General features: G+C 39.4%; 27 protein-coding genes. 10 read left to right on the forward strand and 17 right to left on the reverse strand.

Going from position 1 to position 19,580, the window contains the following annotated elements; translation table 11 throughout:
- Nucleotides 1-2: 2 nt before the first annotated feature.
- Nucleotides 3-128: a hypothetical protein gene (locus tag AC1DEF_RS13480; protein WP_013057857.1), complete on the reverse strand. Its 126-nt coding sequence runs from the start codon at nt 126-128 to the stop codon at nt 3-5.
- A 301-nt stretch (nt 129-429) separates the two neighbouring features.
- Here AC1DEF_RS13480 and AC1DEF_RS13485 point away from each other — a divergent pair, with 301 nt between their 5' ends.
- The gene (locus tag AC1DEF_RS13485; RefSeq protein WP_074895024.1) at nt 430-1,314 is read left to right on the forward strand and encodes a YitT family protein; all 885 of its coding nucleotides are present in this window, start codon (nt 430-432) and stop codon (nt 1,312-1,314) included.
- A gap of 38 nt (nt 1,315-1,352) precedes the next feature.
- Here the strand turns inward: AC1DEF_RS13485 and AC1DEF_RS13490 are convergent, their stop codons facing one another.
- The 9 genes from AC1DEF_RS13490 to AC1DEF_RS13530 form a co-directional block, all read right to left on the reverse strand.
- The gene (locus AC1DEF_RS13490) at nt 1,353-2,111 is read right to left on the reverse strand and encodes a cytochrome c oxidase assembly protein (protein ID WP_097825273.1); all 759 of its coding nucleotides are present in this window, start codon (nt 2,109-2,111) and stop codon (nt 1,353-1,355) included.
- Entirely contained in the window at nt 2,104-2,586 is a 483-nt protein-coding gene (locus AC1DEF_RS13495; protein WP_043981423.1) for a DUF2243 domain-containing protein, read from the reverse strand. The genes AC1DEF_RS13490 and AC1DEF_RS13495 overlap by 8 nt, the downstream gene beginning before the upstream one ends.
- A 946-nt stretch (nt 2,587-3,532) precedes the next feature.
- Nucleotides 3,533-3,943, reverse strand: a complete 411-nt coding sequence (locus AC1DEF_RS13500) for a disulfide oxidoreductase (protein WP_043981422.1) — start codon at nt 3,941-3,943, stop codon at nt 3,533-3,535.
- Nucleotides 3,943-4,650: a DsbA family protein gene (locus AC1DEF_RS13505; RefSeq protein ID WP_097822755.1), complete on the reverse strand. Its 708-nt coding sequence runs from the start codon at nt 4,648-4,650 to the stop codon at nt 3,943-3,945. Before AC1DEF_RS13505 ends, AC1DEF_RS13500 begins: the two co-directional genes overlap by 1 nt.
- Nucleotides 4,651-4,686: 36 nt before the next feature.
- A complete protein-coding gene (locus AC1DEF_RS13510) occupies nt 4,687-5,538 on the reverse strand; it encodes a M56 family metallopeptidase (protein WP_097822756.1) in 852 nt (283 codons plus the stop codon).
- Nucleotides 5,539-5,541: 3 nt separating this feature from the next.
- Entirely contained in the window at nt 5,542-5,955 is a 414-nt protein-coding gene (locus AC1DEF_RS13515) for a BlaI/MecI/CopY family transcriptional regulator (protein WP_013057865.1), read from the reverse strand.
- Between the two features lie 84 nt (nt 5,956-6,039).
- On the reverse strand, nt 6,040-6,177 hold the full coding sequence (locus AC1DEF_RS13520; protein ID WP_013057866.1) for a YvrJ family protein: 138 nt from the start codon (nt 6,175-6,177) through the stop codon (nt 6,040-6,042).
- A 55-nt stretch (nt 6,178-6,232) separates the two neighbouring features.
- The gene (locus tag AC1DEF_RS13525; RefSeq protein WP_097822757.1) at nt 6,233-6,445 is read right to left on the reverse strand and encodes a DUF2922 domain-containing protein; all 213 of its coding nucleotides are present in this window, start codon (nt 6,443-6,445) and stop codon (nt 6,233-6,235) included.
- 15 nt (nt 6,446-6,460) lie between these two features.
- The gene (locus tag AC1DEF_RS13530) at nt 6,461-6,679 is read right to left on the reverse strand and encodes a DUF1659 domain-containing protein (protein WP_013057868.1); all 219 of its coding nucleotides are present in this window, start codon (nt 6,677-6,679) and stop codon (nt 6,461-6,463) included.
- Between the two features lie 118 nt (nt 6,680-6,797).
- Between AC1DEF_RS13530 and AC1DEF_RS13535 the strand changes: the two genes are divergently transcribed.
- The gene (locus AC1DEF_RS13535; RefSeq protein WP_013083930.1) at nt 6,798-7,241 is read left to right on the forward strand and encodes a hypothetical protein; all 444 of its coding nucleotides are present in this window, start codon (nt 6,798-6,800) and stop codon (nt 7,239-7,241) included.
- 39 nt (nt 7,242-7,280) lie between these two features.
- On the opposite strand, the gene AC1DEF_RS13540 is transcribed toward AC1DEF_RS13535, so the two are convergent.
- Both AC1DEF_RS13540 and AC1DEF_RS13545 read right to left on the reverse strand, forming a co-directional pair.
- Entirely contained in the window at nt 7,281-7,427 is a 147-nt protein-coding gene (locus AC1DEF_RS13540; protein ID WP_013057870.1) for a hypothetical protein, read from the reverse strand.
- Between the two features lie 157 nt (nt 7,428-7,584).
- Nucleotides 7,585-8,907: an AlbA family DNA-binding domain-containing protein gene (locus tag AC1DEF_RS13545; protein ID WP_318331177.1), complete on the reverse strand. Its 1,323-nt coding sequence runs from the start codon at nt 8,905-8,907 to the stop codon at nt 7,585-7,587.
- 148 nt (nt 8,908-9,055) lie between these two features.
- Between AC1DEF_RS13545 and AC1DEF_RS13550 the strand changes: the two genes are divergently transcribed.
- On the forward strand, nt 9,056-9,610 hold the full coding sequence (locus AC1DEF_RS13550; RefSeq protein ID WP_097822759.1) for an HAD-IIIA family hydrolase: 555 nt from the start codon (nt 9,056-9,058) through the stop codon (nt 9,608-9,610).
- Here AC1DEF_RS13550 and AC1DEF_RS13555 read toward each other — a convergent pair.
- Complete coding sequence (locus tag AC1DEF_RS13555; RefSeq protein ID WP_043981415.1) at nt 9,561-10,136, reverse strand: poly-gamma-glutamate hydrolase family protein; 576 nt, start codon at nt 10,134-10,136, stop codon at nt 9,561-9,563. The two genes, AC1DEF_RS13550 and AC1DEF_RS13555, sit on opposite strands and share 50 nt — an antisense overlap.
- A gap of 228 nt (nt 10,137-10,364) precedes the next feature.
- On the opposite strand from AC1DEF_RS13555, the gene AC1DEF_RS13560 reads away from it, so the two are divergent.
- Nucleotides 10,365-10,898 carry a TetR/AcrR family transcriptional regulator gene (locus AC1DEF_RS13560; protein WP_043981414.1) on the forward strand — a complete coding sequence of 178 codons (534 nt, stop codon included), beginning with the start codon at nt 10,365-10,367 and terminating at the stop codon, nt 10,896-10,898.
- Entirely contained in the window at nt 10,895-11,221 is a 327-nt protein-coding gene (locus AC1DEF_RS13565) for a DMT family transporter (protein WP_013057875.1), read from the forward strand. Before AC1DEF_RS13560 ends, AC1DEF_RS13565 begins: the two co-directional genes overlap by 4 nt.
- A 97-nt stretch (nt 11,222-11,318) precedes the next feature.
- Here AC1DEF_RS13565 and AC1DEF_RS13570 read toward each other — a convergent pair whose 3' ends face one another.
- Together AC1DEF_RS13570 and cspD are read right to left on the reverse strand one after the other, a co-directional pair.
- Nucleotides 11,319-12,896 (reverse strand): peptide chain release factor 3, encoded by a 1,578-nt coding sequence (locus AC1DEF_RS13570; RefSeq protein ID WP_016764821.1) that lies wholly within the window; start codon nt 12,894-12,896, stop codon nt 11,319-11,321.
- Nucleotides 12,897-13,138: 242 nt separating this feature from the next.
- Complete coding sequence (gene cspD, locus AC1DEF_RS13575) at nt 13,139-13,336, reverse strand: cold-shock protein CspD (protein WP_013057877.1); 198 nt, start codon at nt 13,334-13,336, stop codon at nt 13,139-13,141.
- 327 nt (nt 13,337-13,663) lie between these two features.
- Here cspD and AC1DEF_RS13580 point away from each other — a divergent pair, with 327 nt between their 5' ends.
- Entirely contained in the window at nt 13,664-14,386 is a 723-nt protein-coding gene (locus AC1DEF_RS13580; RefSeq protein ID WP_255255674.1) for a DUF421 domain-containing protein, read from the forward strand.
- A 237-nt stretch (nt 14,387-14,623) separates the two neighbouring features.
- Here AC1DEF_RS13580 and AC1DEF_RS13585 read toward each other — a convergent pair whose 3' ends face one another.
- Nucleotides 14,624-16,111: a hypothetical protein gene (locus AC1DEF_RS13585; protein WP_097822761.1), complete on the reverse strand. Its 1,488-nt coding sequence runs from the start codon at nt 16,109-16,111 to the stop codon at nt 14,624-14,626.
- A 535-nt stretch (nt 16,112-16,646) separates the two neighbouring features.
- Here AC1DEF_RS13585 and AC1DEF_RS13590 point away from each other — a divergent pair.
- The 4 genes from AC1DEF_RS13590 (at nt 16,647) to AC1DEF_RS13605 (ending at nt 19,325) form a co-directional block, all read left to right on the forward strand.
- A complete protein-coding gene (locus tag AC1DEF_RS13590) occupies nt 16,647-17,261 on the forward strand; it encodes an NAD(P)-dependent oxidoreductase (protein ID WP_028414459.1) in 615 nt (204 codons plus the stop codon).
- A 22-nt stretch (nt 17,262-17,283) separates the two neighbouring features.
- Entirely contained in the window at nt 17,284-17,532 is a 249-nt protein-coding gene (locus AC1DEF_RS13595) for a hypothetical protein (protein WP_097822762.1), read from the forward strand.
- Nucleotides 17,533-17,807: 275 nt separating this feature from the next.
- Nucleotides 17,808-18,887, forward strand: coding sequence for a PrsW family intramembrane metalloprotease (locus tag AC1DEF_RS13600; RefSeq protein WP_097822763.1), 1,080 nt, complete (start codon nt 17,808-17,810; stop codon nt 18,885-18,887).
- Between the two features lie 153 nt (nt 18,888-19,040).
- The gene (locus AC1DEF_RS13605) at nt 19,041-19,325 is read left to right on the forward strand and encodes a hypothetical protein (RefSeq protein ID WP_097822764.1); all 285 of its coding nucleotides are present in this window, start codon (nt 19,041-19,043) and stop codon (nt 19,323-19,325) included.
- 30 nt (nt 19,326-19,355) lie between these two features.
- Here AC1DEF_RS13605 and AC1DEF_RS13610 read toward each other — a convergent pair whose 3' ends face one another.
- On the reverse strand, nt 19,356-19,496 hold the full coding sequence (locus AC1DEF_RS13610) for a hypothetical protein (protein WP_176521185.1): 141 nt from the start codon (nt 19,494-19,496) through the stop codon (nt 19,356-19,358).
- Nucleotides 19,497-19,580: the final 84 nt, after the last annotated feature.

Consider the following 19,580-nt stretch of genomic DNA (forward strand, 5'->3'; position numbering starts at 1 on the left):
GTTCACTTTTTACTCATTATTCTGCCGTACACAAATCCTCCGCTGACAAGAAGAATACCGCTAATTAATACGCTGCTTAAAAAGGTTTGCGAATGCATCAAGTGATTATACATCATCCACACGCTCATTTCGTCATCTCCTTTTGGCTTTTTTAACTAGTATCCCCGGTTTTCTTACCGCACATGCCGGCGTTTTCACTGTTTTTTCATCAAGTTTCTATATAGTTAAAGCCGTGAAGCCAACTATCTTTTTTCATCGTTTTACTCCTTAAAAAGCCTGCTTATGACTCTGAAGCAGGCTTTTTTTACATGATGAAACAAGTGATTAAGCCGTCTATCCCCACTAATTGTGCATAGTAAGGTATAATTAAAGATAGTTTCACTTTTCTAAAGTGAGAAATACATATGGGGCATCAAAGGAGACATGCAAATGACAGAACTCGAAAAAGCGAAAATTCAGCACCGAAAGCTGTCCAAGGGACAGGTATTTGGAAGGGCCATCGCCATTGCGATCGGTGCGCTGCTCATGGCCACAGGACTTGAAATTTTCCTCGTTCCGAACCACGTTGTCGACGGAGGAATTACCGGTATTTCCATCATGCTTTCGCACCTTACTGGCGTAAATCTAGGAATCTTTCTTTTTGTACTAAATCTTCCGTTTGTATTTATTGGGTACAAGCAAATGGGGAAAACATTTGCCCTTTCCACTATTTTTGGCATACTGGTTGTATCCATCTTAACTTCTATGTTTCATGAAGTCCCCGCGTTTACCGCAGACGTTCTTCTTGCTACCGTTTTTGGAGGGATTATTCTCGGCATTGGAATTGGACTCGTAATTCGCTACGGCGGAGCGCTTGACGGTACGGAGATACTTGCCATTTTAATCAGTAAAAAAATTCCGTTTTCCGTGGGAGAAATTGTGATGTTTTTCAACTTCTTCATTTTAGGAGCAGCGGGATTTGTGTTCACGTGGGACCGCGCCATGTATTCCATCCTTGCGTACATCATTGCAGCTAAAGCCATTGATACGGTTGTAGAAGGATTGGAAGAATCAAAATCCGCTTGGATTATTAGCGAATATTCCGACGAAATTGGCGATGCGATTAATGCGCGTCTAGGTCGAGGCGTTACCTATTTGCACGGTGAAGGTGCTTATACGGGCGATGATAAAAAAGTGATTTTCTGCATCATCACGCGCCTTGAAGAATCAAAGCTAAAAACCATTGTTGAAGATTTTGATCCTACTGCCTTTTTAGCCGTTGCAGATATTACCGAAGTCCGCGGCGGACGCTTTAAAAAACGAAACATTCACTAAAAAAACGCGCAGAAAGCACCATGCTTTCTGCGCGTTTTTTATGTAAGAGATACTTTTTGAACCTGTTTAAACCATTCATAACAAAGAAGCACAATTAAACATAAGTCGATTAAATCGCCTCCGTAATACATCAGCATAGCCCCTTGCTGCGCCCCTTCCGCCGATACGTGCATAGGCGGGTGAGCGTACACATATTTTGATAAAATACCGTGAGCAGCAAGAGCAAGAACCAATACGGATGCCCGGTGCGTAAAAGTTTTTTGATGCGGCGAAGGATCAATTGAAATCATCGATACGGTGAATAAATAGCCGGCTAAAAACACGTGAATATGTACAGCGACATGCACGAAAAAAGAGTGATGCATCATGCCATACAGACTTGTTGTATAAAGAATCCAAAGTCCTCCTACGTTAAGAACAGAAGCTGTCACCGGACTGCTGATGAACCGAACAAATCGTCCTTTTAAAAGTTTTGACACTTTTCTGGCTGCATGAACCGGAAGCGTGCGAAGCAGCAGCGTAAGAGGTGCTCCTAACGCCATTAAAAGCGGAGCTAGCATACCTAAAAGCAAATGCCCCGTCATATGCGCAGCAAAGTCCATATGAGCACGGGCTGCGAGCGGTCCGGCTACAGAAGATATGGCGCATAAAATACCAAGTGTCCAGCTGGACGTCCTATATAATGACCATTTTCTATACGTTGCATTCGAAGAAGCTACAGCCCACATGTATAAAAAAAAGGCAGCGACAAAAGGCAGGGCTAATAAAAGCTGAGACAATACTTCATATTTAATCATGATGTGCACCTTGTTTACGTGTAAACCATGTTAAAATGATGCCAATAAGCAGCATCAAACATGCAAGTACATTCCACGTAATGTCGTAAGGTGCAATCTTCACTCCGTACCGGATTTGATGAAGTCCCATAAGCTTATGCTGCACGGTCCCGTCATAAAGCTGAAACGCCCCGGCTCCAAGCAATACTCCTCCTATCCACCTTTTCACCCACCAGCCGCCTCGGCGCCTTAGATCTGCCACCATAAAAAGTGATGCAATTGTAGCGAACCAGCTGAATGCATGAAACAAACCGTCCGACACTAAACCAGCGGCCGTTGTGGATTTATCATAAAAATGATGCCAATGAAGCAGCTGATGAAACACTGCTTCATCAATAAAAGCAACTAACCCTACGCCAAACAAAAAGCCTGACCAGCTATTTCGAGTGCGATGAACCACGCGCTGATTTGCAGTTGCTTCGTGTTTCTTTTCCATATATATACCTCCCTGGCAGCTCTTTAAGTTTATATCGATTCTAATGAACGTATACCCTATTAAAGAGAAATGAATCTATAATATGGAAAAATAGGAGCTATATCCTAATATCGTTTTCACTATCTTTTCATCATAAAGGTATAGGATAGTATTTGCGAAGCCAATTAGCATATTTTTTCATAGTTTTACTCCCTTTCTAATGACCTGTTTCCCCAGAGCAGGTCTTTTTTATATTCCGCTTCTCTTTTCACCATTTTTTCACCATAAAGGTATAGGATAGTACTTGCGAAGCCAATTAGCATATTTTTTTCATAGTTTTACTCCTTTTGAAGATCTGCTTCCCCAGAGCAGGTCTTTTTTTATATTCCGCTTCTCTTTTCATCATTTTTTCACCATAAAGGTATAGGATAGTACTTGCGAAGCCAATTAGCATATTTTTTCATAGTTTTACTCCCTTTCTAATGACCTGTTTCCCCAAAGCAGGTCTTTTTTATATCCCGTTTCTCTTTTCACCATTTTTTCACCATAAAGGTATAGGATAGTACTTGCGAAGCCAATTAGCATATTTTTTTCATAGTTTTACTCCTTTGTGAAGACCTGCTTCCCCAGAGCAGGTCTTTTTTTATTTTTTCTAAAAGCTTCCATCTTTTCACCGTTTTTTCACTTTTCTTTTGTATACTAAGTTTGTCAAAGCAATTTCATCATTTTTCATAAATGACCCCTATTTATTCCCCGCTTTTTGTGAGCGGGGCTTTTTTTGTAAGAAAAGCATATTTTCACCTTTTTTTAAAAAAAGCTTTTCTCTTTTCACCGTTTTTTCACTTTTCTTTTATATACTGTTCTTGTCAAAACAATTTCATCATTTTTCATAGATGTACCCTATTTGCACCCGCTTCTTGGAAGCGGGACTTTTTTTGTTTCCATACAAAAAAGCTTAACCCGGAGGTTAAGCTTTTTTCGCCTGCTTGCGAAGAACAAGCATCATAATTGTAATGACAGTAAACGCAATAAACGCTAAAAAAGGAATGGTGATAAATCCAAGCCAGTTAATATATTGACCTGAGCAAGGAACACCACTTGTACACGTTTCAAATGCTTTAAGAGCCGGTATCTTCTGCAGGCAATAATGATAGCCTGAAAGCGCCATACCAATCACTGAAAACGGCAGGACGTATTTGTAGATGAACGTATCATTCCGATACACGGCTACACCTAGCACAATCGCGAGCGGATACATTAAAATTCGCTGATACCAGCAAAGTTCACACGGAATAAAGTGAAGAACTTCACTAAACGTCAAGCTTCCAAGCATCGCGATAAGCGCTGTAATCCACCCGAAGACCAAAGACTTGTTCATTATTTGTTCTCCTTAGCCGCATCTTTGACCATTTGATCAAAGTCATCGATTGTTTTTCCTTCGAATTTTTTGCCGCCTACATAAATGGTTGGTGTACCTGTGATGCCTAAGTTATTGGCTGTCTTCATATCTTGATCAAACGCATCTTTTCCTTTTCCATCTTTAAAAGCACTCGCTACTTTTTTCGCATCGGCATCGCTAGATACTTCTTTCAGCGTATCTTCTAAGTAAGATTCCGTTAAGACATCTTTCTTTTCATCCGCTGCGTTTTGCTTTTTATAAAGAAGTTCATGGAATTTCCAAAATGTATCGTTCCCAAGCTCTTTATATACCGTCTCGGCAAACTCTGCTGCACGAGATGAGTCATTGTTGATAAACGCATAGTTCATAAAGTAGAATTTGACTTTGCCTGTATCTACATAATCTTTTTGAATCAGCGGGAAAAAGGATTCCGTGAAGTTTTTACAAGCCGGACATTTGTAATCTCCAAACTCTACCACTTCTACCGGAGCTGACTCTTTTCCAAGATACGGCTGATTATCATATGTAAGAGCGGCCTTTTCATCTCCTCCGCCCTTTGACATATTAGAAAGGACGATTAACCCTAAAATACAGACCGCAATAATTCCAATCACCCAAAAAATCCACTTGCTCGAGGACGTTTGCTGATTGGGCGTTACTTTTTTCTTTTTCTTTGCTTTTGACACAATCTCATCTCCTTCTTTTCTTTCTCTCTTACAAACTTACAAAGCTGTTAGAGCGGTAAAAATTAGCGCACACAAAATAAAAAACACGTATAGCGACGTCAGCGTTAAAATAACAGGAGGCTGCATCGGCATTTTCGTTTCCGGATTTAAAATATATTGAATGCGATAATTAACCGACGTATCAGCAAACGATACGTGCGCACACGAAAGACTTGTCTGTCCCGTTTTAACCATTTTTAAAAGGGCGCTGCCGATGTGAGCAGACGTGCCATTTTTCACAATGGCATCTTGATCAGCCAGCACTTCACGCATGACTTTGAAACGTTTATGGCTCCATTTAATAAACGGAATATACCATAATGCAGAAGCAAGCGTGCTTAGTAAAAATGTTTTGAGCGGATCTTTATTTGCAACATGTGACTGCTCGTGGTAAATAACAGCTTCTAGTTCATTTTCATCAAGCACCGAGAGCAACCCTGTAGACAGAACGATGTGCGGTGTAAACAATCCCATTGTTAATGCAATGGGCTGATCTGTTGTTAAAACTGTTAAATTCTTTCCGTACGCTTTTTGCAGGTGAGCCGTTGTTGTTTCATTTCGCAGCTTCGCAATCATTTTACGGACTTTCCGCATTTGAATCACTTGCTTTACAGCTTTAATGAACAGTACAAACATCGTATGAAAAATAACCGCATTCAGCATGTATTCAATAAAAAACAAGCCGAAAAAGTGGGCTACTTTGTTACAAAGTAAAATTAAGTTAAACGATAAATTCCATCCAAACAGCAAATGCAGCACATACATGCCCATTTGCATAAGCAACGTCACGGCAATAAAAAAGCACAGGTTAAAAATAAGCTTAGAACGCTTTAGTATTCCTTGATTCATTGATTATTCATCCTTTTTTAACTGTTTGACTTTTGATTCGAGCATGCTTAACAGTGAATCATCAACTTCTTCTAACGCATCAAGCATATGAGTAACAGCAAGCGAGCCAAATTCGTCGATCAATTCGTGCGTTAACTCTTTCGACTGAGCGTCGATAAATTCCTCTTTAGAGAGAATCGGCTGATACATCGACGTACGTCCTTTTAAACGCTTTTGCAACACGCCTTTTTCCACCAATCGATTCATAACGGTCATAACGGTGTTGAAGTTCACTGCTTTTTCTTTCTCAAGCACGTGCTGCACATCTTTAATGGACATTTCACTTCCGTTCCATAAAGCCGTCATAATTTTTGCTTCAAGCGGGCCAAAAAAGCGATTAAGGCCGGTTTCGTTAAATTTGAATTTTTCAATTTTCATATTCGACACCTCACACTACCAATTGTAGTGTGAGGTGTCAAATCCGTCAACTTTTCCATGACAACTGCCTTACAATTGTCATAATCACTTTTTTACTTCATCGGTTAAATGCTGAATGGATAGCACAACTGTATCGAGCTTGGCTTCAATTCGGTGAAGTAAATAAAGCGTCACCACAACGGGAAAACCAACGTCTGAGACAAGCGTAAACCACTCTGTCATCTTCCTCTCTCCTTTTAAAAAAGCCCTTCGCACCGAAGTGGAAGGACTTTCATTTTTAAATCGTAAATTCGGTTACATTTCGCTCGACGATTTGAGCGCCTTTTCTGGAAACGAGTGCTCCGCCGCTTGAAGTAAAGACATCGCTTGCGATCAGCGCGTTCATTGCTGCTGTAATGGCTACCGCGTCTAACGTATCTTTAGGTGATTCAATCGATAGGCTTACTGCTTTTTGTGACTCATTCAAAAACTGCATCGTTAAAGTTTTCATACTCTACCTCTTTTCTTATTTTAAAAGTGAAAACGTGACAACTTCGTTGATTTCAACAAGCGGCAGTGACTGCAGGCTGGCAATGGTTTCACTTGCTGTAATGAGTGCATCTGCAGAACTTCCAGGCTGAATGTTCATATAGGATTTTGTCTTTAAATCGGGTTTTCCATCCTCTTTTATTCCTTGTTCTAATACTAAGCGAAGCTGGCTTGAATGCTGAATTTTTTCTGCCATCTTTTATTCCCCCTTTCACTTTATATATAGAAATGGAAATAGGAAAGAGGGATGATGGAAACATAAAAATTTTTGGTTTATAATGGGAGATAGTCTGAGTTAGAAAGAGGCTTTGGTAATGAGAAAGTGGAGCTTTTTATTTTTTGTTCTAGCATTCATGCACCCAGCTTCAGCACTTGCTGACGACGGTGCAGATGAAAAAAAGCTTGGTCCGTTTTACTACACGGTTTCTCATGATTATAGTCGAGAAAAATGGGATGTAGGGGTGTTAAATCAGCAAGACAAAACGAACATTCCTGAGACTGATTTGAACGATGAAACGCTAAAATTGTTTCAGCGTACGGTTGATGATTTAGCAGACCTCGCGATTCGATTTGCTGCTATGAGCGTACTGCTTGTATGTTCACTCGTTGTTTTTACGTACTTTCGCATTCAAAGAAAACGCCCTTTTCTCCGCTTGTTTTTTGTTTTTTCAAGCGTTGGCTTTCTATTTTGCGTCTATACATCATTGGAGTTATTTAAAAAAACTGAACAAGCAAAATCTTTATTTTACTTACTATGACTTGAAACCCCAAAAAAACCAGCCGATCGGCTGGTTTTTTCATGCATTTCTTACGGTTATGTACTTCTGTTCATACGTCATTTCTTCCGTTTGCTTTTGCTGCTCCAAATGGTAATAAGCAGCGCATACTCCTCCTAACCCAGCCAGTGCTAGGACAATTAGAAGTATGGATGTCGCTTTTTTCATTGCCTTTTCTCCCCTTATGTTTAACCCTACCTAGCAACGGCATCCGTAAAAAAGAGTCCCCTTTCTCTTCTTTACTTGCTCATTACTTACGAAAGATATTATCATACTTTTTTTCACTTTTGTCATTTTTTTAGTTATTGTCAAAAAATTGTATATTTTATCCTTGATTTAATGAGTGTTTAAGAAAGTCAATGGACTGGTTTTTTGAAAGGCCAAACGCTGTCACGATATAATCAACGTAGGCAAGAAGCTCCAGATTCCCTCCTAATTTTGTTGTTTTAAATGATCGATTAAATCGATATTGCTTTTTATCTGAAAAGACGAGCCCTTCTTCTTCTAGAAATGTTTGAAATTGCTCATGCGGAAAGTAAAGCACATCGTTTCGAACGTTCTCTAAGTCAATCACAATAATCATATCTTCCAGCTCTGCTTTTAATTCCATCATACAATCAATGTATCCGCCGATGCAGCTGATTAAAGATGTGAGAAAAAAGGGTCCGTTTATATATTGAAACTGCTCAAAAATCGTCTCATCGATGTAGCTTGAAATACTTGACTTTAATACGTCATGAATTGGTTTTGATTCTTCCATGTACGGAATAGGAATATGAAACTTAGCTGATCCGTTATAAAACTGCTCCCACGCAATTGTTTTATCATACGCATCAATCACATCTGTGCTTCGAAAAATGATAGATTCCGCTGAATAAGAGGCTTTAACAAACGGTGTATGCAGCATCACCGTACTCTCCTCGTCCAAACGATAGTATTTTGGCTCGCTAGACTTGCTTAAAATATATTGCTTTAACCGTTCTTCTTCCATTTGTTCAACTAAATGCAAATCATATAGTGGCAGCACGTACATATTACACATCCCGTAATGAATATAGCTTTTCCCGTGCATCGGCCATTTTCTGTTATAGATAGACAGTTCTTTTGTGCAAAATTCCTCTATTCGCTGCGTTTGATCCTCGGATTTTTGATAGAGTCGATCTAAATGATAGCGATCATCGATTTCCGTAACGGGAGATGTGCCGCTTCCAATTCTTCTGTAAATTTTCCCGTAAGACATGTACGGAGGGTTTGGGCCTTCGGGAATCCAAATAACAAAAACACCTTGCCCGGGGTGATCTTCAGGTGATAAAAAACGCGTAACGATACGAGGAATGGGATTGGTGACATCTTTAAGCATATTATTAATAAACAGCTCATATTCTTTGCGCTCGAGCAGGTTAATGGAATGGTCGTCTTCATCTACGCCAAAAATAAGCCACCCTCCTTTTTCATTGGCAAACGAAGCGATGATATTTGGGATTTTCCGTTTGACCGTTGAGCTTACTTCGCGCTTGAACTCAAGCTGATAGCCTTCTTCTAAATGTTTTTTCATCATGCGCTGCACATCTGAAAACTCAATTTCTCCAATTGTTTTTTTCTTTCCGTCTTCGCTTATAAATGGTGAATAAAACGATTCTTCGTTCACTTGTCTTCCCCTCCTCACCACTTCTATTTAACTTATCCATATGATGAGAAGTAAAAAGACAGTCATATTTCTTTGATTTTTTTCAAAAAACAAAGTTTTTACCAAATTAATCCTGTTTTATATTATGATAGAAAAAGAGGTGAAGAATATGATTGAAGCAATATTTTTAGACCGAGACGGAACGATTGGAGGCAGTAATGAAATACAATATCCAGGTGATTTTCAGCTGTTCCCCCAAGCAAAGCAAGCGATTATAGACATAAAGAAACAAAACATTCCGCTGTTTTCCTTTACGAATCAGCCCGATATTACAAAAGGAAAGGTAAAGAAATCACAGTTTATCTCTGAGCTTTTAGCTTTTGGATTTGATGATGTTTACCTTTGTCCTCATGAAGATTCAGACAATTGTTCGTGCCGCAAACCAAGGCCGGGCATGCTGTTAAAAGCAGCCGAGGAGCACAGCTTAAATTTGGCTAATTGCATCGTGATTGGCGACCGGTGGAAAGACCTCGTAGCGGCCCATGCAGCAGGAGCACAATGTATTTTAGTGTTAACAGGAGCTGGGCACGACACGTTACATGTACGGGAAAAATGGGCTGACGTGCAAGCAGCCTTTATTGCAGCCAATATACAGGAAGCTGTTGAATTTATCTTTACATCACTGAGTTCACAGCCGATACTACCGCATTCACATACTCGTTAAACAGCTGATTGTTCTGTAATAATTGTTCATACTGCGGAGTGGTTATTTCAAGTTGCAGTCCTTTGTGGCGCTGATTGCCGTTTGCGATATTTCGAGGTGAAACGCCTTTTAAATGCACGGGCGTTTCACTGATCGGAAAACCTGAGAGTGCATGACGCACCGCTTTTTCTAACTTTTCGTCTCTTCCTCCGATATAAGTCGTGCAGACGTCGCTGTAGGCACCGTGAAGAGAAATCGTGACCTCTGATTTTTTAACGAGATGACGCGCCATTTCTTCATCGTAGTTTGCAGACGTAACATGCAATTCAAACGGATTTTCTGTTTTCAGCGTTTTAAATACGTACACCGTTGCGTTCAGCTTTTCTGCTATTTTTTCTGCTACTTCTTCTGTCCCAATTTCCATCGTTCCTCCGTGAATAGCAAGCACGACAATTTCTCTCCGGCGAACGACACATTCTATTTCGTAATCAATTCCCGCTCGTTCACACTGTGATAGTTCTTGAAAACTTTGATACACATCCCTCATCCGTTTCTTCACACCTTTCTTTTATCTTTCATATACCCAGGCTTTATTTTTTCTTTTTCTTCATATAGTAAAGGTATTAACCCTTTGTTTACTCGTTTATTTTTGTTTTTATACTTTATATTTTAGTGTGCACAAAAATTTTTTTTGAAATTCGAAATAAAAGTATTGCCAAACAAACCGTCCAGACGGTAAAGTATTCTAGGGAAAATCAAAAAGGAGGAAATTCGTGTGTCTACATTTGATGATATATTGCTTGCAGCTACGCAGGTTGTACAGCGTGACGGCGTTGGAAATTTGACGCTTGAAAAAGTAGCAAAAGAAGCCGGCGTCAGTAAAGGCGGTTTGTTGTATCACTTCTCTTCAAAAGATGAATTGATTAAGCAAATGCTGTATTCAGTCACAAAGAAATATGATGACGGACTAAACGTACAAGTTGAACATGACAATTCTCCTGGCAAATGGAGCCGGGCTTATCTCGCTGAGACGCTTCATGACCTTCAGCGTGAACAAGTGATGAGCGCGGGGTTACTTGCAGGTATTGCAACCAATCCTGAACTCCTGCAGCACTTTCAAAAGCAATACGAAAAGTGGCAGCAGCACATTGAACAAGACGACATTGATCCAGTCCTTGCTACCATTGTGCGCCTAGCAGCTGACGGATTATGGTTCAGTCAAATGTTTGGGCTCGCACCCGTGGATCCAGACATGCAAAAACAGATTCAACAACAACTTCGGAAATTAACAGAGGAGGGTTTTCGATGAAAGCCTATTTATTTTTAGCGATTGCTATTAGTTCAGAGTTATTCGGCACATCTATGTTAAAAGCATCAAACGGATTTACAAAATTTTGGCCTAGTCTTGGTGTTTTATTAGGGTTTGGTCTGGCTTTCTATGCGCTTTCCACATCGCTTCAGCACATTCCACTCAGCGTTGCGTATGCCATCTGGTCTGGTGTAGGAACTGCTGTGACAGCTGTGATTGGCGTAGTTATTTGGAAAGAAAGCGGCAGTCTCACGATGGTATTTGGCATCGTATTAATCATTGCAGGAGTCATTCTTTTAAATTTAAAATCAGTGGCTCACTAAAAAAAGAGCCAGTAAATACTGACTCTTAAGCAAAGGAGGAAAATCGACTGTCTACTTATGAAAGTAGTATGTATCGTTTTCCTTTTTTTATACTCTTTTATAGATTAAACGGGTCTAGGAATTTAACAGATGGATATTTGTCCTGGAACAAACGCCATACAAAATCGTTTTCAAACATAAGAACGGCATGTTTATCACGATCTTCTACTAGCATCACGCGAGAATCTAGCATGCGATCTTCAATTGTTGATTTGTCTACCCATTTTGCAATGTTATGAGACATGCGCGTGAATTCAAGATCGACGTTGTACTCGCCTTTCATACGGTGTTCAAACACTTGGAACTGAAGTTCACCGACTGCTCCTAAAATATAATCTCCAAAGAACGGCGTACGGTAAAGCTGTACGGCTCCTTCTTGTACAAGCTGATTAATCCCTTTTTCAAAGTGCTTAGATTTCATTGCATTTTTCGCACGAACTTTTACAAACAGTTCAGGCGGGAACTTTGGAAGAGCATCAAATTCGAATACTTTTCCCTCTCCTACAATGGTATCGCCAATCTGATACGTACCCGAGTCATACAAGCCAATGATATCCCCTGGATACGCTGTATCTACTGTTTCACGGCTTGATGCCAAGAACTGATGAGACTGCGCTAGCTTCATTTTACGGTTCGTTCTTGCTAACGTCACGTTCATTCCACGCTCGAATTTCCCTGAACATACGCGTACGAACGCAATGCGGTCGCGGTGAGCTGGGTTCATGTTCGCTTGAATTTTAAAGATGAAACCTGAGAAGTTTTCATCCGTAGGCTGAACGGTGCCATTCGTTGATTCACGAGGCTGCGGCGGTGATGTTAATTGTAAAAATGAATTAAAGAAAGACTGTACACCAAAGTTTGCAATCGCACTTCCGAAGAAAACAGGTGTTAATAGGCCTTGCTTTACTTTTTCAATTGAAAAATCATTACCTGCTTCGTCTAATAGAGATAAATCATCCACTAAGCCTGGTAAATACATTTCATCGACGTGTTTTTTAATTTCATCGTCGATATTTTCACCGTCAAAGTCTGCAAAATATGACTCTTTGTTTCCTTGGTATACTTCAATTTGTTTTGAAAAACGGTCATACGTTCCTTGGAATCGTTTCCCCATGCCAATTGGCCACGTTACAGGGTATGATTCAATACCAAGTACATCTTCAATTTCTTCAAGCAGCTCAAGCGGCTCTTTTCCTTCACGGTCTAATTTATTGATAAATGTTAGAATAGGAATACCACGCATACGACAAACTTTAAAAAGTTTAAGCGTTTGTGCTTCAATCCCTTTCGTTCCGTCAATAACCATGACCGCACTGTCTACAGCCGTTAAGGTACGATACGTATCCTCACTGAAGTCTTCGTGTCCTGGTGTATCCAAGATGTTAATAAAGTGATCTTTATACTCAAACTGCATAACACTTGATGTAACCGAAATTCCACGTTGTTTTTCGATTTCCATCCAGTCAGATGTAGCAAACTTGCCTGATTTTTTTCCTTTAACCGTTCCGGCTGAACGAATCATTCCGCCCAGTAACAGCATTTTTTCTGTTAACGTTGTTTTCCCGGCATCCGGGTGAGAAATAATGGCGAATGTACGACGTGAATCGACCATCGTTTCTTGAAGTTGGTTGTTCATACGTTTTAAAATCCTTTCTGCTCTACAATTCCTATTTTCATCATTTCATTATACGCTTTTTTTATACTGCGTGACTAGTTTTTTTCATATTTGAATACTTCTACAAAATCAAAGAAATCGTCAACAAGGTGTAAAAAGCGAACAAGAAAAGACCCCTTTTATAAAAGGGGCCTTCTCCCAGTTTAGTTTAACGAACGACCAGAGAAACGTTCTGCTGATCGGCTTAAACTTTATAAAAAAAATTACTTTTGAACGTTAGCAGCTTGTGGTCCACGGTTGCCTTCAACGATTTCAAATGTAACTTCTTGACCTTCTTCTAAAGTTTTGAAACCTTCGCCTTGGATAGCAGAGAAATGAACGAATACATCGTCTTGTCCTTCTACTTCGATGAAACCGAAACCTTTTTCAGCGTTGAACCATTTTACTTTACCTTGTAACATATCTCTTTTCCTCCTTGTGTGACAATCCACACATTGTGTATTACTCTATTCCTGCTCTTACAATAAGTCAAGACGAACACTTCGAACTATCCTTACCGAACAAAAATAAGCACCTTTATTGTAACAAATCCTCCAAAAAATTTCAAAGGAATTTGCACATTCTTTTTGTTTGCTTTGATCCCTTACCTACAGCCTTTCCACCCCTTTTTAAGCAGCCGAATGTGAACGCATTATCCGCACTTCTTCTTGGTGTTTTTTCTTGTATAACGATCCTTTAAATGGATAACGCTATAGAGATAGATACTCTTTCTATTTATGAGAAAGCAGGTGACATCACAACCTATGGAAGACATTCTCATGTCCCTTCTTAGAACCTTTGTTTCTTTCATTATCTTAAGCATTACAACTTTCCTGATTGGAAAACAAATTAACACGCATAATAATCATTTTACATTTGCGATGTCCATCATTATTGGGTCGTTCATCGCAAATATGGGATTTGATTTAAAATTAAAATTTCTGCCGATGTTCGCTTCTTTTTTTTTTCTTGTAGCCATTCATTTTCTTTTAGCATCAACAGCTCTAAAAAGCAGGCGCTTGCGAAAATGGATTACAGGACGCCCGACGGTTATTATGGAAAAAGGAAAGCTTCTTGAAGCAAATATGAAAAAAGTCAAATATTCTATTGACGACTTGAATCAGCATTTACGAGAACTAGGAACGTTCAACATTGCTGAAGTAGAATTTGCTGTTTTAGAAGTAAGCGGAAAACTGTCAGTATTAAAGAAAACTGCTTATCAAAACATTGCCAAACAGGACGTTTTGTCTAAGCCGTTTAAAGAAATGAGTTTACCGGTAGAACTCATCATGGACGGAGAAATTATTCATAAAAACTTAACATCTCACTATACCGAACAGTGGATCAACCTTGAGCTTTCAAATCGTCAGCTTCAGTTGAACCAAGTGCTGTATGCAGTTGTGTCAACAAACGGCATGCTCTATGTAGATGAGTATAAAGATCAGCTGTCCGCTCCTACAGACAGAGAATAAGATTGAGACATAACTAAATTACGCCAATCTAAAGACAGACAGATGGAGTGAATGAGTTCGTATGGATCGCTTGAGACATCGCTGTTAATTTCCGTGCAGGGCTTTGCTCTCCTATCAACAGCTAGAAGCAGCTACATATATAAAACCTATGTTCACGATCACCATAAAAAAATCCGAACGAGTTTGATTCTTGATGGAGAATCAAACTCGTTCGGATAAAATATGTTTGTCCCAGTTTCACTGTGCCATCTCTTCAACGGTTCCTTCTTTTAAGCCATAGTAATTACGTTCAAATCGCTTTATTTCTTGATCATAGCGGCGTACTTTTGCATCGGCTAGCTGACGGCTTTGTTTTGTTTCTTCAAGCAGCTCGACCTGCTGATTAATTTGAAAAATAGTCGTCGTCAGCTCGTCTTGATAATCATAAATTTCATTTTGAATATCCACGCATACGGGCAAGCGATTTGCTAAAATAAAGTCCGTCATTTGCATAAGCACTTTTTTACGCTCTACTTCTTTCACTTTGCTTTTGACGGCTCGTTCTGCAGAACGGAACGTCAGTCTTACTTTAGAGAAGAAATCACCTTTAATCGAAAGCTTGCGCTGCAGTTCTTCTACATCTTGTTTTAATGATTCATGCTCTTCAATCATTTTTTGAAGCACAAGCCCTCCGTTTAACGATGTGAGCTCCATTTCATCAAGCTGATGGCGAATGGCTGTTTTGAGCGTTTCAATTTGCTTCACCGTCTTTTTCTCCGTAGCTCGGAGCTGCTTAACATACTGCTCTGTTTTATAAATAAAGCTGTCTAACCGTTCACGGTCAAACAGTGACTGCTCTTTCTTTTTCATATAATCTTGATACGCTGTGTGTACAGATGACCACTTGATCAGCAGAGACTGATAATTCAACAGCTCATCCTGATGCTCAAGCTTGTACGTCCACATCAGCTGAACAACTACCAATAACAGCGGCAAAAAAGTTCCAGCTTCTTTGCGTTTTGCAATAATTTCATGACTTTCAAAGCTCGCCATTAAAAACAGCGGCGCATTCATACTAAATAGCAGTGCTGGCGGGTAATTAACGGGAATAAAGATACTCATTACGGTTGCCATAAGGTCTGAAATAGCAGGGTATGCGTGCGGAGGAAGCTGTTTGTACAGTTCAATTGTCCCTTTTTTTTGCAGCAGTTTCACAAGTGCTTCCTGCTGATATTCTCCTAATGCATCAATCATTCTTTCCTGATACATGGGGGGCAGCTGTTCAATCCAATTCATCAGCTGCTGCTGAAACACAGCTTGCTGACGATTTGTAGCAATCATGTATTGCGAATCAATTAGATGAAAGAACAGTCGGATTTGATGGCGCATTACGTCTTCCAGCGTATGACAGCGTGCAATTGAAAACAGCTCATTGTATTTAGATACAAGCAAATTTCCAATGTTATCGCTTAACTCGTACAGCTCGCCATTTGTTGTAGCATGGGAAACAGGAAGTTCAAAAAACTTCGCCATTTCAAGCAAAATATGCAGATGCATGTCTACTTCAGGCTGTTTTTCAAGCAATTTCATTTCTTCTATCAATGACGCTTGAAAATCCGTATGCTCCGTTTGCTGATACTGTGCTGACATTTCCGTATAAATGCGGTGGTCACATAACACATAAGCAGCTCTTAGGATATCGCCTTTAGACGTAAGCAACCCATACAATAACTGTTGTCCGTTCATCTTCACACCGTCCTTCATTAAATTTTCTTACTATAGCTTTCTATCATTTTATACTTTTTCTATAAATTCGATGCAATAGTTCAAATTTCCTGTTATCTTTCTTCTTGCTTCCTTAATACAAAGAGTGCCGTCCAACATGACATCAGTGCAGGCGGAATGGTCCAAGTCATATATCGCCACTCACCCGTCACAAGCGCCATAATGAAAAAGATGAGCGGAAAACCTATTAGTACTATGATGATACGTGCTCGGCTTACCGATTTTTTCATAGTGCATCGCCCCTTCTGTTCGTCCCTTATTCCTATAATACCCTTTCGCTTCTATAGCATTAAACACCTTTATAAACCGTTCGTACATTTCTTTGTTTTCTAGACAGTCTATGACATAAGTTTTAAAAAAGAACAGAGGATACCTCTTACTTTGGTGAATCTCGTAAGCAGCTTTTATGTTTTGACAAGCTAAATCGAGAAAAATGTGTTATGGTAAAAGAAAATTTCGTTTTTACTACCTACATTGAAACGAAAGGGTTGATCGTATGAACATTTTTTTGATTGGCGCAAGCGGCAGGACCGGACAGGAATTAATAAAGCAAGCGATTAAAAACGGACATTATGTAAAAGCATTTGTGCGAAATCCATCTAAGCTTAAGATAACGCATGCGAACGTACACATCATACAAGGCGACGTGCTTGATTATTATGAAGTGTGTCAGGCCATGCGAGGGTGTGATGCAGTAATTTCTTGTCTTGGAACCGAAAATCTAGGGCATTCTACCCTTTTAGTAGAAACGACAAATCTGCTGATTCAATGTATGAATGAAAACGGAATTCAGCGTATCGCCTACACGGCTTCTGCCGGAATCGACGGAGAAATTCCAGGCATGACGGGCTGGCTTGCTCAGCGTATTTTAAAAAATGTGCTTCGCGATCATCACGAAGCCGTGAAGCTCTTGAAGGTAAGCGGGCTCGACTGGACTGTTGCTCGGCCAATGGGTTTAACGAGCGGTCCATTAACTACGTATTATCGTATAGGAGAAGCTAGCATACCAGAAAACGGACGCAACATCAGCCGTTCTGACGTCGCTCACTTTCTTCTTCAAGCCGTAGAAAACAACAGGCATATAAAAAAATCACTAAGTCTTTCGTATTAAGTGTTCTAAAGGAGTGTTGATAGTGAACCTATCAAAAATTTTTCTAAAAATAAGTCTTATACTTTTAATGGCATGCGTCTTTATTGAAGGTAATTTTCAGGTGGCGCTTGGCATCTTTGCTGCTGTTTGCATGCTTGTCATCATTTTTGCCAAGCCTCTTTCAAAATCGCTGCTTCCTGCTAATAAAAAACCAGGAAAAAAAGACCGCGAAACATTAATGATGGTCATTGGTGTCATCGTTTTTATTTCAGGAAGCTTTTTTATTGCGTAGTAGCATTGTAAAGAAAACAGGCTTAAATCCAGATTTTCAATCATATAAAGGGCTGTGCTGTAAGTCGAATGTTCGGCTTACGACACAGCCTTTTTTTGTTTCATGAGGTCTCTTTTAGCAATAGCTTCTGTCTTTTATACACATACCATTCCATTATTTAAGCAAATTACCTATCAAACCCTCTTATGCTTTTTTCATCAGTTCACATAATATATGTAGAAGATGTCCTAAGACAAGCGTCAAACGATTTGTATCTAGAAAAAGGAGGAAGATAAATGAAATGCCCCCATTGCGCTTATTCTAATCGGGAAGGGGTAAAATTCTGCTTAAATTGCGGCCATGAAATCGTGGAACACGACGAAAACTACAGCATATTCTACTTGTTTGCCCATCGTGTTGATAAAATCCCAAGAAATGAACGTTCGGTTGAACCTAAATTTCGAAATATATTCTCTCGAGTCTTCCGACAGCACAGTGAAATGGAAGCTGAACGGCTTTTTATTGTAGGAACAGGGCTTACGACTCCCAAAATAGAAGAAGTTGTAAATACATGGCCAAAGCCTTGGCTTTTTGCAAGAGTCTTTCTTATTGCGCTTGTCGCATACTTAGGGCTATATCTAGGGGTAAGCTTGTTCGAAAACATCAACTTCATACCCGGTCTTATTGTAGTCGGTGCTTTTGCAGTGCCATTTACTACGCTTATTTTCTTTTGGGAAATGAACGCTCCGCAGAATATTGCTATTTACAAAATTGTTTATGTCGTTTTTATTGGCGGAATCCTTTCACTTTTATTAGCACTTGTGTTTTATGATATTCTTGGAAATAACACAAACGTGATCGTGATTGGAATATGCGAGGAACTGGCTAAAGTTATCGCGGTTATTTATTTTGTGCGCAATCTTAAATATAGATATATCCTTAACGGACTCCTCTTAGGAGCTGCAATAGGAGCTGGTTTTGCTGCTTTTGAAACCGCTGGCTATGCTTTAAGAGCACTTCTTTCAGGCAGCTTTCACATGCTTTATTCTACAATACTTTGGCGCAGTATTTTTGCTCCTGGAGGACATGTGGCTTGGGCTGCCTTGACTGGAGCTGCCGTCTGTATCGTCCAAGGAAATAAGAAATTTCAGTGGAGCATGTTGATAAAACCAAAATTTCTCGGTGTATTTTTGTTTGTCGTTTTTATGCACGCTCTTTGGGACTCACCTATACTAGGTATGTTGCCCGCTGGACATACAATTTTAACGGTTATATTATGGATTTTAGTATTCAGTATGATTCGTATTGGGCTAAAAGAAATCGCAGATAAAAAGTTGGAATTGACCTACTGCAAAGAAAATCCTACCCCCTCATAGGAAATGTTCAGCTTGCGTTAAGCTGCTCGTTTTAACTTTTTATTACCTTTATGTTTCATTTTGAAAATTGTTGTTACAAATTGTAAAAAAAAACATTCAAACTACCTGTACATGGTATGATAACTTCAATAACATGAAAGGGTGACTTGGTGGATGAACCTAACTGAAATTAAGCACATGATAGCAAATTTAGTAAATTATAGAGATAGCGACATTACTCATACTCTTGCCAATAGGTTTACACTAAGTTATTCAAAACAATTAAACAGTTTTCAAATCTGCGATATTGAAAACGATATCATTTATCGTTATGAAGAACCAGAAACAACTGCGTTAGCTCTGTTTAACATGGTCCATCATCTTCCTGAGACTATTTATAGACATACTAATTCGTTTGAACAAGTTGAAAGCAGCAAAAAAAGCTCATTTATTAACTAACATGAGCTTTTTTGCCGGTGTTTATCTATTTTAGTTATTTATAACCTTCTTCAAAAGAAGAATATCCTTTTTAATTGCCGGTCTAATTTCTTCAACTTTGCAGCGTTTGTATTCTTGTACTAAGCGATAGAGCTCTCGTTTAAATAAAAATTCATCTTTTTGGTTACTCATAGCAGCATACCCCTTATTAGCTTTCTATCACAAGCGATTAAAGAAAGTATTCCCTTTTCTTCTTGTAAAAAACAAATAAATTCA

The organism is Priestia sp. 10L35 (assembly GCF_056395685.1).